Origin of the sequence: Myxococcus sp. AB036A, from assembly GCF_006547355.1 — a bacterium.
Classification (GTDB): Bacteria; Myxococcota; Myxococcia; order Myxococcales; family Myxococcaceae; genus Myxococcus; species Myxococcus virescens.
This window is the reverse complement of sequence record NZ_VHLC01000105.1, coordinates 19,864-31,880: the sequence shown is the minus strand read 5'-3', so window position 1 is coordinate 31,880 and position 12,017 is coordinate 19,864. Positions and strand designations below refer to the sequence as shown.

Genomic DNA, 12,017 nt, shown 5'->3' with positions numbered 1-12,017 from the left:
GCCCCGCCCCGTGAACCAGTCCACCAGCCGGTACGGCGCGCCCACCGTCACCAGGTTCGCCGCCACCGCCGCGCGCGTCGCGCTGTCGAAGGCGGTGCCCGCATGCGCCAGCGCGGCGCCGTGGCGGCGCACGTAGGTGCCGTCGTTCATCGTCTCCACCAGCAGGCGGACAGGCGCCTGGAGGTCATAGGCGTCCAGCGGCTCGGCGCATGCCTGGGATGCATCCAGCCGCTCGAAGCCGTTGACCACCAGCACCGGGGACTCCGCGCCGCCCGGCGTCCGAACGCCCACGGTGACGGACGGGAAGCCCTCTCCGCCCGCGTTGTGCGCGGCCACGCGGAAGTAGCGCACGGTGCCCGGCGCCAGCGTGGTGCGGAAGGACGTGCCCGCTTCATCCGTGCCGTCGTCCCAGCCCAGCCCGTCCGCGCTCTGGTAGACGCGGTAACCCGTGGGCGCGTCGCGGCCCTCCTCGTCCGGATTGGCCGGCGGCGCCGCCCAGCGGAACTCCACCGTGCCGCCGCTGCCGTTGAGCGCGGCCACCGCCTCGGGCGCCTCGGGCGGCAGGACGACAGGCACGCTGTCCCGGGCCGCGTAGTATTTGATGAGTCCCTGAAGGATGGCGCGCGCGGCCACCCGGCGGAACACGGGCTCCTTCAGCCGGTTCGAATCCGTCACGTTGTCGTGGTAGGCGACCTCCAGCAACACGGACGGCATCTCGTTGTTGTGCGTGGGGTTCACCTCGCCCAGGTTCGCCGAGCGCAGGTTGCGTACCCGCCAGCTCGGGTCCACCTCGCGGCGCATGTCCTGCGCCAGCTCGTCCAGCAGCGCCCGCGCCAGCACGTCACTGCCCCGGAAGCCCGTGAAGTTGAGCGTGCCGTCCACCGGGTTGGGCCCGTACACGTAGGCCTCCGTCCCCGACACGTTGCCCGTGGTGGACGCGTTGGTGTGCCACGCCACGTACACCGCGTCCTCGCCCTCCTCGTGCAGCCACGCGGCGAAGCGAGGACGGGCGGTGACGTCCGCGTTGCGCTCGTTGGTCAGCGCGTTGGCCCCCGTGGGTGCGTACACCGTGAAGGGCGCGCCGCTGAACTGCACGTGGTAGCGCGCGGACTCCTCGTAGCGGGGCCGCGCCAGGGGCGCCATCGCCGCGTCACCGATGACGCCGCTGCCTCCGCCGAAGCGCACCGCGTCCAGCGACAGCGTGCCGCCCTCCGCGGTGTCGTTCAGCGCCACCACCGCGCCGGAATCCGGGTGCTGCCCCGCCTTGAAATAGAAGCGCCCCAGCAGCACCCACGTCCCGCCGTGACGGCGCTGGTTGACGCGGAAGTGGCTCTCACCGCCCGCGTGCTTCACCACGTAGTGCGCGTCCGGCGCGCGCGTGGGGTCGGCCGCGTAGGAGACGTAGACGTGGTAGCTGCCCTCCGCGGGAATCTCCGGCGTCCACGTCGCGCTCGCGGTGGCGCTGCGCGCGGAGGCCATCACCCGCGTCGTGCCCAGCGAGAAGGGCTCCACCGCGTTGCCCATGGGCGTCGGCGGCGTGCCCCAGCCGGGCTGAGCGGAGGACTCGAAGACGTCGCCGTCCTCCGAATAGCCGGCCTGCCCGTCGTCGACGATGGCCATGTGTCCGTTGAGGTCCGGCTCCCGCAGGGGCACCACGGTGGCACCGGCGCCCGTCAGCATGGGCAGCAGGTACTGGTTGAGGACCTCGGCGGAGATGAGGTCCTCCACCACGGCCCAGGTGTTCGGCCGCTGCGTGGCCCAGCGGTTCAGCGGCGCGCTGCGCGTGAAGCCGTGGCCCGGGCTCAGGTACACCACCTTGCCGGAGAGCGCGCCCGTGCGCTGCCGCGTCTGCGGCACGCCCGACTTCGTCCCGGAAGCCCCCGTCCGGAGCTCGCGCCGGACGACCGGCGGCTCCTCGGCGGACAGGCGGCGCGTCTCATGCGGACGGGGCCCAGGCATCGGCACGTACTCCACGCCCGGCGGCTCCAGGCCACACGCCCCTTCATCCAGCGCAGGGTCGTGCGCGGCGTGGGACTCGGCGCGGGCCAGGGGGGAAGTCAACAACAGCGCGAGAAGTGCGCCACCCAGACAGACACGAAGAGGGTAGGAAGGGGCATTCACAGGGTCGGACCATACCCCTTCACGACGAAGGGGCAATCCGTCCCGCGGGTGTTAGCCTCCTCCGCGCTTTCGCCATCGATGAACGCACCTCCCCGGCCACCCACGTCCTTCCCCCCCCGTCACGGTTCGGGGCTGCTCGCCTCCTTCGGTCACGCGTGGGCGGGGCTCATCCACACCGTCATCTACCAGCGCAACATGCGCATCCACCTCATCGCCGCCGTGCTGGTGGGGCTGGTGGGCAGCGGCATCGCGCTGGGGCTCGCGGAGAAGGTGACGCTCATCTTCTGCGTCCTGCTCATCTTCTTCGCCGAAATCCTCAACAGCGCGCTGGAGCACCTGGTGGACCTGGCCGTCCAGCAGTTCGACGAGAAGGCCCGGCTGGCCAAGGACGCGGCCGCCGCGGGCGTGCTGGTGCTCGCGCTGGGCACGGTGGTCATCTTCGCCGCCATCCTGGTGCACAACTGGGACACGGTGCGCACGAGCACCGACGCCATCATCCGCCAGGTGGCGCTGGGCCTGCCGCTGACGGCCTGCATCCTGGTGCTGGTGCTGCCGCAGCGCCGTCCCGCGTGGGTGGATGTGGCCGCCTTCACCGCGGGCGGCGTGCTGATGGCGCTCCAGGCCACGCAGACGGCCAGCAGCGTCTTCAGCGCCCTCACCGCGGGTCTGCTCTTTGTCGCCGGAGCGGCTGCGTACCAGCGGAGGCGGGAGCAACGGGCGCCCCGCGCCTGACTCATCAATCAGTCGAAACGAAAAGACCGGCCAGGGCCGGTCCGTTCACCACCTCGCTGCCTCCACACGCGGGCGGGCGCCCCGGAAACCGGTCCGGAGCCCACGCGCCCGCGGGGAGAACCCGCTGAGGACCTCAGGCGTGCGGGCGACGCTCCGGGGCCTGCTCCTGCGCCGCCTGGACGGCTGTCGCCTTCTCGCCTTCCTTGATGTCCGCCGTCACCAGCTCGAGCAGCTCCGTGGCGATGCCAATCACCTGGTGCGGGGTGTAGCCGCTCGCGCGCAGCTGGTTGAAGAACGTGCGCGCCAGGATCCGGGTGCCCTTTTGATCGGTGCTCAAGGTCAGTGCCTCCATAAAGAACGCGGCCGGGAAGGAGCGACGCCGCCTAATCACGAGACAGCCCTGTTTCAACCCTCGTGCCAGCCGTTCTCTTCCTCACGGATTCCTCAACATTTCCCAAGGGTTGAAGTAGACCAGGGCCCCGAACGGCCCTGGAGGGCAGTGCGAACGCGCTTGCGCAGTCCTCGGCGGTACGGGGGATTGGCGTGAGGGGGTGCATCAGCGGGTTCGCACCCGAATTTCAAGGGCTTGCAATCTTTCAACAGGGCGGCGAGATACGCGCCCCACCAGGAGCGGATGCGATGGCGTATCGGGTGAACAACATCGGGCTGTGGCTGGACGAGCCAGAGGAGCTGCTCGGTCAGCGCGCAGCGGAGAAGTTGGGCGTCACCCGCTCCGACCTCTCGTCCGTGCGGGTGGTGCGCTCCGTGCTGGACGCGCGGAAGAAGGGCAGCCCGCGCTACATCTACACGCTGGAGGTGGAGCTGGCCCAGGGCAAGAAGCCGGCGAAGCTGCCACCGGACGTGGGTGAGACGCCCCCTCCGCCCGAAGTGCTGGGCCCGGTGAAGGCGCCGGAGCAGTGGCCCATCATCATCGGCACGGGCCCCGCGGGGCTCTTCGCCGCGCTGGGCCTGCTGGAGCGCGGTGTTCGCAGCATCCTGCTGGAGCGAGGCCGCGAGGTCGTGTCGCGCCGCAAGGACGTAGCGAAGCTCATGCGCGACGGGACGCTGGACCCCGAAAGCAACATGAACTTCGGCGAGGGCGGCGCGGGCGCGTACACGGACGGCAAGCTGTCCACGCGCATCAACCACCCCATGGTGCGCAAGGTCATCGAGGCCTTCGCCCGCTACGGCGCGCCGGACCACATCCTCGTCGAGGGCAAGCCGCACATCGGCTCGGACCTGCTGCCCGGCGCGGTGGCGAAGCTGCGCGAGGAGCTCATCGCCGGCGGCTGCGAAGTCCACTTCAGCACGCGCGTGGACGACCTGCTCTACAAGGACGGCCACATCGCGGGCGTGAAGCTGTCCGACGGACGCACGCTGGAGAGCAACCGCGTCATCCTGGCCCCCGGCAACTCCGCGCGCGAACTTTATGAGCGCTTCGCCGCCGACGGCCGGGTGATTGTGGAGGCCAAGCCCTTCGCCCTGGGCTTCCGCGCCGAGCACCCGCAGGCGCTCATCAACAGCATCCAGTACGGCAACGCGGCCAAGAATCCGCGCCTGCCCCCGGCGGACTACAAGCTGGCGGAGAACCTGGAGGTGGACGGCGAGGTGCGCGGCGTCTTCTCGTTCTGCATGTGCCCCGGCGGCATCGTGGTGCCCACGCCCACGCAGGACGGGCTCCAGTGCACCAACGGCATGAGCAACTCGCGGCGCAACGCGCGCTACGCCAACTCGGGCATCGTCGTGTCCGTGTCCGTGGCGGACTTCGAGCGCGAGGGCTTCCGCGGGCCGCTGGCGGGCCTGGAGTTCCAGCGCCATTGGGAGAGCAAGGCGTATGAGCTGGGCGGAGGCCGCTTCTACGCGCCGGCCCAGACGATTCCGGACTACCTGGCCGGGCGCGTGAAGAAGGACCCGGGCGGCACCAGCTACCGTCCCGGCCTGGCGCACACGGACCTCAACCAACTCTTCCCGAAGCGGCTCACCGAGTCGCTGAAGCAGGCCCTGCGCACCTTCGAGCGGAAGATGCGCGGCTTCATCAGCGAGGAGGGCAAGCTCATCGGCATCGAGAGCCGCACGTCCTCACCGGTGCGCATCACCCGCGGCGAGGACCTGCAGTCGGTGTCCATGAAGGGCCTCTACCCGGCGGGCGAGGGCTGCGGCTACGCGGGCGGCATCGTATCGTCCGCCGTTGATGGATTGCGCGTCGCTGAGCAGATTGCCACCGAACTGTCCTGACGGACGGCCGGGAGGAGGGCTCATGGGATACGTCGTGCGGACGCCAGAGGGCGAGCTGGTCTACCCCAGCCTGCTGGATGTGGAGCGGGCCTACGTCCAGGGGCTGGTGGACGCGGAGGACGAAGTCCGGGAAGAGACCGCCACCACCTGGCGCAAGGCGGCGAGCATCCCCGTTCTTGCCCAGGCGAAACCCGCGCGCTCAGGGGCATTGCAGCGGGGACAGGTGCTTCGCGTGGCGGCCGTGGTGCTGTTGAGCGCGCTGGCCCTGTCCCTGGTGTTCCGCGACGAATTGCGGCTGCGCGGCATCGGCATCGTCCTGGCGTTGGCGGCCAGCACCCTGCTCTTCCAGGTCACCACCAAGGCCTTCAAGCGCCCGCCCAGCGGGGGCTGAAGCAACGGGGCGACGGCGCACGGGCCCGTCCGCCCGGCTGCCCCCCGACGTGGCGCTCTGGGACGGGCAGCCATCCGCAGGCCAGCACCCCATGTTCTTCCCTGGCAGCACGCCCCGGGCGCCGGTGCCCCCGGGTCGCCGCGAGAGGAGAACCCATCGTGCTCAGCACCTATCTGTCCCGCGACGCCGCCCGCCGACTGCGCCATGGCTCGCCATGGGTGCGCCGGGAAGACATCATCTCCATGGAAGGCACGCCGCAGCCCGGAGAGCCCGTGCAGCTTCGGGACGAGGACGGCTCGGTGCTGGGCCTGGGTGACGTGGATTTAGAGGCGTCCTATGCGGTGCGGCGGCTCGGCCAACCAGACGAGGTGGTGGAGGGACTCATCCCGCGCCATCTCCGCCGCGCCTTCGAGCGGCGGGCACGGCTGGTGGACGACCCGCGCTTCTGCCGCGTCGTCAACGATGACGGGGACGGCCTGCCCGGCCTCATCGTGGACCGCTACGACACGCACTTCGTGGTGCAGACGCTCACCCGTGCCATGGACGCGCGCCTCGAGGAGCTGACGCGCGCGCTGGTGGAGGTGGCGGGCGCGGGCGCGGTGCTGCTGCGCAACGACACCCCTCGCCGCAAAGCGCTGGGCCTGCCCACGCAGCGCCCCCATGTCCTGTACGGCACCCCACCCCGCTGGTGCCGGCTGCTGGAGATGGGGGCCCGCTTCACCGTGGACCTCACGTACGGCCAGGGCACGGGCTACGCGTATGACCAGCGCGAGGTCCGCCGCTTCGTGGCCCGCATGGCCCAGGGCTCGCGCGTGCTGGACGCCAGTTGCAACGTGGGAGGGCTCTTCGTCCACGCGGGGGTGCACGGGGCCCGGCACATCCTCGCCTTCGACGCCGACGCGGACGCCGCGGACCTGGCGCGTGAAAACGCGGAGGCCAACGGCCTGCTGGGCCGGGTGATGGTGGAGACGGGCAAGCCCCTGCAGGCCCTCCGTGCGGTGCGAGACACCTTCGACCTGGTCCTGCTGGACACACCGGCCGTGGCGACCGACGAGGAATTCGTGGAGTTGCTGCGTCACGCGCTTCGCAGGACGCGCCACGGTGGCTGGTTGATGGTCACCGGGTACCATCCACCCCTCCCCCAGGACGGCTTTGACGACCTGGTGGCCACCGCCTGCGAGGGCGAGGCCCGGATCGCCACCCGGCTGGCCCGCCCGGGCCTGCCGCCGGACCACCCGACCCTGGCTGGCTCCCACGGGGCCGAGCACCTCCACGCGATGGCGTTGGAAGTCAGCTGAAGCGGTCCACCCGCGCGGCCGATGGAGTGCTAGTGTCCGCCGCCGCAATGACCAACGAAAACGTGCCCGAGTCCGCGCCCCCCGCCCAGGAAGGTTCCGTGGAGACCGTCCGCAAGGTGTATGCGGCCGACCTGCGGGAGAAGGACCGCGTCCATACCGTCTTCCGTGTCACCAAGAAGGAGAAGGTGACCGCCCGCAGTGGCAAGGTGTTCGTCGCCGCCACGCTCGTCGACAAGAGTGGCGAGGTGGACGCGCGCATCTTCGACCAGGTCGACGCGCTCGAGCCCGTCTTCCAGCCGGGCGACTTCGTGCTCGTCCAGGGCAACGTCATCCAGTTCCACGGCCGCACCCAGGTCGTCGTCGAGGCGCTGGAGCGCCTGGACCCCGAGCCCCTGGACCCCAAGGAGTTCGAGCCGCCCCCGGCCCCGCCCGCCGCCGAGGCGAAGCCCGCGCCGGAGCCCAAGGCCGCCCCGGAAGCCAAGGCTGAGAAGCCCGAGAAGGCCGACAAGGGCGAGGCCCGCGGCAACGAGGGCCCGGGTGGCGCGCGCGCCGCCGGCCTCATCCGGGAGATGGTCACCGAGCGCATCGGCGACACCTTCGTGAAGCAGCTGCTGCTGGCCTTCCTGGACGACCCGAAGATTGCGGCCGGCCTGCCGGTGGCCCAGGGCGTCCGGGGCACGCACCACGCGTGGCGTGGCGGACTGGCGGAGCACATCCTGTCGGTGATGCGGCTGACGCTCCGCGTGGCGGACCAGTACCCCATGGCGGACCGCGACCTGCTGCTGGCCGGCGCGCTGTTGCAGCAGGTGCTGAAGGCGGCGGACGCCTCCGAGTCCTCCGACGAGGGCCGGCTGGTGGGCAACCTCGTCCTGACGGCGCAGAAGCTGCGCGAGAAGGCGCTGGCCATCCCCGGCTTCCCGCCGCTCCTGGAGCAGCACCTCACGCACCTGGTCATCTCCCAGCACGGCGACGCGCAGCACGGCAGCCCGAAGTCGCCGGTGACGCTGGAAGCGCAGATCATCCACTCGCTGGAGTCGCTGGACGCGCGCATCGCCTCGTGGCTGGAGGCCATGCAGCGCGACTCGCACGACAAGTGGACGGACGTGGTGCGCCCCTACGAGCGCCAGCTCTGGAAGGGCCCCTCGCCCACCTCGCGGGGCCGCGCCCCTGTGGAGGGCGGTGGCCGCCGCAAGGGCCGCGAGGAGAAGCGCAAGGCCCGGGCGGAGAAGCAGCAGCAGCCGGGCCCCCCGGCCGAGGGCGCCCCGCAGCAGGAGCAGGCCCAGCGCCCGCCCCGCAAGGAGCGTCCGCCCCGCGAGGAGCGCGCGCGTGAGGAGCGTCCTCGTGAGGAGCGTCCTCGTGAGGAGCGCCCGCCCCGTCCGCCCCGCGAGGAGCGTCCGCAGCGTGACGTGAGCTCGCTGCCCAAGGAGCTGACCTTCAAGCCGTTCAGCGCGCTGACGTCGTTACCGTCCGATTCCGGCAACAAGGGCGGTGAGGGTTCCTCGGAGAGCTGAGGCAGCACATGGCGAAGAGGTTGGGAGAGCGCCTCATCGAGGCGGGACTCGTCAACGCCGGGGCCGTGGAACAGGCCCTGGAGCACCAGAAAATCACCGGCCACAAGGTCGGTGATTGTCTGGTGGAGCTGGGACTGCTCCAGGAAGCGGCGCTGCTGCGCTTCCTGGCGGCGGAGTTCCAGACGCGCTTCGTCAGCGCGGACAAGCTGGCGAAGGCGCGCATCGCCACCGAGGTGCTGGACCGGCTTCCGGTGCGCCTGGCCGAGGCGCAGAACGTGCTGCCGCTGGCGGTGGACCCGGAGCGCAAGCTGCTCTCCGTGGTCGCCGCCGAGCCGCAGAACAAGTCGCTGATGGACGAGATTGCCCTCGTCACGGGCATGTCGGAGGTCTACGCGTACGTGGGCCTGCGCAGCGCCATCTCCGCCGCCATCCGCAAGCACTACTACGGCGATCCCACCGCCTTCGCCGCGCTGCTGGAAGGCGCCAACGCCCAGGGCCAGGCCCCGGCCGCGCCGTCCCGCACGGGCGCTCCGGAGCACGGACGCACCTACGCGGGCAGCGCCGCCGGGACGGGCGCGGGCAACCGTGGCGGACTCAGCCTCAACTTCCGCGTGGAGACGGACGCGCGGATGCGGCTGCAACGCGGCAGCAGCACCGGCACCCCCGCGGTCCGCCCGTCCACCCAGCGGCGCGAACCCGGCGGGCCGCGCGGGCTGGTGAGCGACAGCGACTACGTGGAGACGCTGGGCATCATGGTCGGCCTGCTGGAGCAGGACCGGCAGCGCCACCGCGGGCACTCCGCGCAGCTGGCGCGGCAGGCCGGCATCGTGGGCCAGCGCATGGGCATGCCCCACAAGGAGCTGGCCGCGCTGACCATCGCCGCCTACCTGCACGACCTGGGCAAGCCGGCGGAGCGGCACTTCTCGCTGGCGAGCAACGCCGTCAACCCGGAGTGGAAGGCGCAGGCGAAGCTGGCCTGCCGCATCCCCACCCGCATGTTCGAGACGGTGCACCTGCCCGCGCAGACGAACACCATCCTCGCGCAGATGTACGAAGCCTGGGACGGCTCCGGCACGCCCCAGGGCGCCAAGGGCGAGGACATCACCCTGGGCGCGCGCATCCTCGCCGCGGTGGACAGCTTCCTGGAGCTGACGAAGAACCCGGGCAATGCCCTGGGCCGCGTGCTGCCCAAGGAGCAGGCCCTGGAGCACCTGCGCAAGTACGCGGGCGTGCTCTATGACCCGGTGGTGGCGGACATCGTCATCCAGCTCCAGAGTGGTGAGCTGCTACGCCACCGGCTGGAGAGCGAAGGCCGCCAGGTGCTCGTGGTGGAGCCGGACGAGACGGCGCGCGGCGAGCTGCTGGAGGCGGTGCTGAAGCAGGGCCTGGTGGCGCACGCGCTGTCCACCGTCGAGGGCGCGCAGGACGGACTGGCGCGGCAGGACTGCGACGTGCTGGTGGTGAGCCTGCGGCTGGGGCTTCAGGACGTGACGGACCTGCTGGCACAGGCCCGCTCGGCGCCGGAGACGGCGGGTCTGCCCATCGCGGTGGTGGGCGAGCCCGACAATGCCACGCGGGAGCGCCTGCTCATGGCGGGCGCCACGGACGTGCTGTCACCCGCGGACAAGCCCGCCATCGCGAAGACGGTGCAGGCCCTCTACGACGACCGGGTCCAGCACAACGGCCCGGGGCGCGTGGTGCGCGGCAGCTTCGACGAGCTCCCCCCGCGCGAGCTGCTGCGCACGCTGGGCGGCGGCCACAAGAGCGGCCGACTCAACCTGCGCCAGCACACGCTGGAGGGCTACCTGCACCTGGAGCGGGGCCGCGTCGTCTTCGCGTCCTTCGGTGGTCACTCAGGAGAGCCCGCGCTCCAGGCGCTGCTGAAGCTGAAGCAGGCGGACTTCCAGTACGACCCGGACGCGTTGCTGCTGGACGTCCCGCAGATGGACCAGGACCTCGCGGCCCTGGCCGGCGGCCTCAACGCAGGTTGAGGTTGAAGAGGGCGGCGGCGTTGGCGGTGGTGACCGCGGCCACCTCCTCCAGCGTCACGCCCTTGAGCTCGGCGACCTTCTTCGCCGTCTCCACCACGTGCGAGGGCTGGTTCTTCCGCCCCCGGTGCGGCACCGGCGCCAGGTACGGGCTGTCCGTCTCCACCATCAGCCTGTCCAACGGCGCGAAGCGCACCGCGTCCTGGAGCGCCTCCGTCTTCTTGTAGGTGATGACGCCCGACAGCGACAGCAGGAAGCCCCGGTCCAGGTAGCGCCGCGCCGCGTCCGTGTCACCGGTGAAGCAGTGGATGACGCCCTTCGCCACGCCCGTCTCGCCGAGGATGGCGTCACAGTCGTCATGCGCGTCGCGCACGTGCACCACCAGCGGCTTGCCCAGCCGGAGCGCCAGCGCACACTGCCGGCGGAAGACCTCCGCCTGCGCCTCTCGCGGTGAGTGGTCGTAGTAGTAGTCCAGCCCCGCCTCCCCCACCGCCCGGACCTCAGGACGCGCGCAGGTGCGCTCCAGCGTGGCCAGGTCCTCCTCGGTGGCCCGAGCGGCCTCGTGCGGATGGATGCCCAACGTGGGCGACAGGAACTCCGGGTGCGCCGCCGCCAGCTCCAGCGCGTTGCCCCAGTTACCCGGGCCGTGGAACTGCCCCACCACGACGGCATGGACCAGCCCCGCCGCGCGAGCCGCGTCGAGCACGGCCACGACGTCCGGGTAGTCCTTCACCTCGAGGTGACAGTGGGCGTCGACGAATTTCATGGCTCCTCCTGCAACAGCTCTTCCAGCTCGGCGCGGGCCTCTGGTGAGGGAAAGGTACTCACCGCGTTGCGAACGGCCTCACGCGCCTCCGCCCCGCCCAGGCGCCACAGCCCGTCAGCGGCGTCCAATCGGCTGTCCTCGGAGGCCTGCGCGTCCTGGAGCAGCCCGACCAGCCAGGGCAGCGCCCGCGCATCGCCCAGCCGGCCCAGGCCTCTCGCGGCCGCGCCCCGGCAGGGGTCCTTCACGTCGTCCATGACTTCCTTCAACCGCTCCAGCGCGCCGGGCACCTTCACCTCACCGCAGAGCTCCACGGCCAGGGCCCGGTCCGGACTCCACCGCTTCTTCGTCGTCCGCTGGATGAGGTACGTCGAGCCGTCCGAATCGCCCAGCTTCGCCAGCACCCCGGCGGCTTGCGTCTTGTCGAAGGCGGGCAGGAGCCACCGGCCGAACAGCTTCTTCACCTGGGGCAGCGCGCGCGCGTCCCCCAGCTCCGCCAGCGCTCCCAGGGCCCGGAAGCGCAGCAGGTCCGCGTCCAGCGCCTCCAGCAACACCTCCAGCCCCGCGGCGTGATGGAGGCTGGCGATGCCGCGTGCCGCCTCGAAGCGGACCTCGAAGGTTCCGTCCTCCAGCATGGAGGCCAGCGCCCCGCGCAGCTCCGGCCGGGCCAGGTCCGCCAACCGGCCGGTGGCCTCCAGGCGAATCTGCCACTCCTCGTCCCGAAGCCGGGCGATGAGCAGGTCCGGCAGCTCCGCCGGAGGCACCACCACAGAGGCCAGGCTCACCCCCGCGCGGCGCACCTCCACCTGCTTGTCCGCCAGCAGCCGGGGGAGCGCCTCGAGGAACTCGGCGGCGTGCTCGGGGACCTCCGACGCGAGGTGATAGAGCTGGAGCGCGGCTTCCGTCCTGAACGCCGGGCGCTTCTCGCGCTCCAGCGTCAGGAGGGCCCGGTCCCGGTCGGCACGCCAGTCCGTCACC

General features: G+C 71.4%; 10 protein-coding genes. 6 read left to right on the top strand and 4 right to left on the bottom strand.

Going from position 1 to position 12,017, the window contains the following annotated elements; genetic code table 11:
- The coding region (locus FL344_RS31290; RefSeq protein WP_228565503.1) for an N-acetylmuramoyl-L-alanine amidase at nucleotides 1-1,959 on the bottom strand (1,959 nt) is incomplete at its 3' end.
- A 240-nt stretch (nucleotides 1,960-2,199) separates the two neighbouring features.
- Here FL344_RS31290 and mprA point away from each other — a divergent pair.
- Entirely contained in the window at nucleotides 2,200-2,853 is a 654-nt protein-coding gene (gene mprA / locus FL344_RS31285) for an MprA protease, GlyGly-CTERM protein-sorting domain-containing form (RefSeq protein ID WP_141589823.1), read from the top strand.
- 133 nt (nucleotides 2,854-2,986) lie between these two features.
- Here mprA and FL344_RS31280 read toward each other — a convergent pair whose 3' ends face one another.
- Complete coding sequence (locus tag FL344_RS31280) at nucleotides 2,987-3,190, bottom strand: hypothetical protein (RefSeq protein ID WP_228557862.1); 204 nt, start codon at nucleotides 3,188-3,190, stop codon at nucleotides 2,987-2,989.
- A 302-nt stretch (nucleotides 3,191-3,492) separates the two neighbouring features.
- Here FL344_RS31280 and FL344_RS31275 point away from each other — a divergent pair, with 302 nt between their 5' ends.
- The 5 genes from FL344_RS31275 to FL344_RS31255 all read left to right on the top strand — a co-directional run bounded on the left by FL344_RS31275 (nucleotide 3,493) and on the right by FL344_RS31255 (nucleotide 10,279).
- Entirely contained in the window at nucleotides 3,493-5,088 is a 1,596-nt protein-coding gene (locus FL344_RS31275) for an NAD(P)/FAD-dependent oxidoreductase (RefSeq protein WP_141589821.1), read from the top strand.
- A gap of 22 nt (nucleotides 5,089-5,110) precedes the next feature.
- Nucleotides 5,111-5,479, top strand: coding sequence for a hypothetical protein (locus FL344_RS31270; RefSeq protein WP_090488824.1), 369 nt, complete (start codon nucleotides 5,111-5,113; stop codon nucleotides 5,477-5,479).
- A gap of 158 nt (nucleotides 5,480-5,637) precedes the next feature.
- Nucleotides 5,638-6,777, top strand: a complete 1,140-nt coding sequence (locus tag FL344_RS31265; RefSeq protein ID WP_141621096.1) for a class I SAM-dependent rRNA methyltransferase — start codon at nucleotides 5,638-5,640, stop codon at nucleotides 6,775-6,777.
- Between the two features lie 47 nt (nucleotides 6,778-6,824).
- Nucleotides 6,825-8,288 carry an OB-fold nucleic acid binding domain-containing protein gene (locus tag FL344_RS31260; protein ID WP_141621099.1) on the top strand — a complete coding sequence of 488 codons (1,464 nt, stop codon included), beginning with the start codon at nucleotides 6,825-6,827 and terminating at the stop codon, nucleotides 8,286-8,288.
- Between the two features lie 8 nt (nucleotides 8,289-8,296).
- Nucleotides 8,297-10,279, top strand: a complete 1,983-nt coding sequence (locus tag FL344_RS31255) for an HD domain-containing phosphohydrolase (RefSeq protein ID WP_141621095.1) — start codon at nucleotides 8,297-8,299, stop codon at nucleotides 10,277-10,279.
- On the opposite strand, the gene FL344_RS31250 is transcribed toward FL344_RS31255, so the two are convergent.
- A complete protein-coding gene (locus tag FL344_RS31250) occupies nucleotides 10,266-11,042 on the bottom strand; it encodes a TatD family hydrolase (RefSeq protein WP_141621094.1) in 777 nt (258 codons plus the stop codon). The two genes, FL344_RS31255 and FL344_RS31250, sit on opposite strands and share 14 nt — an antisense overlap.
- On the bottom strand, nucleotides 11,039-12,016 hold the full coding sequence (locus FL344_RS31245) for a HEAT repeat domain-containing protein (protein WP_141589817.1): 978 nt from the start codon (nucleotides 12,014-12,016) through the stop codon (nucleotides 11,039-11,041). The genes FL344_RS31250 and FL344_RS31245 overlap by 4 nt, the downstream gene beginning before the upstream one ends.
- Nucleotide 12,017: the final 1 nt, after the last annotated feature.

Excerpts from the sequence above, each read along its gene's own strand:
- mprA (WP_141589823.1), top strand. The coding sequence starts at position 2,200 with ATGAACGCACCTCCCCGGCCACCCACGTCCTTCCCCCCCCGTCACGGT.
- FL344_RS31275 (WP_141589821.1), top strand. The coding sequence starts at position 3,493 with ATGGCGTATCGGGTGAACAACATCGGGCTGTGGCTGGACGAGCCAGAG.
- FL344_RS31270 (WP_090488824.1), top strand. The coding sequence starts at position 5,111 with ATGGGATACGTCGTGCGGACGCCAGAGGGCGAGCTGGTCTACCCCAGC.
- FL344_RS31260 (WP_141621099.1), top strand. The coding sequence starts at position 6,825 with ATGACCAACGAAAACGTGCCCGAGTCCGCGCCCCCCGCCCAGGAAGGT.
- FL344_RS31255 (WP_141621095.1), top strand. The coding sequence starts at position 8,297 with ATGGCGAAGAGGTTGGGAGAGCGCCTCATCGAGGCGGGACTCGTCAAC.
- FL344_RS31250 (WP_141621094.1), bottom strand. The coding sequence starts at position 11,042 with ATGAAATTCGTCGACGCCCACTGTCACCTCGAGGTGAAGGACTACCCG.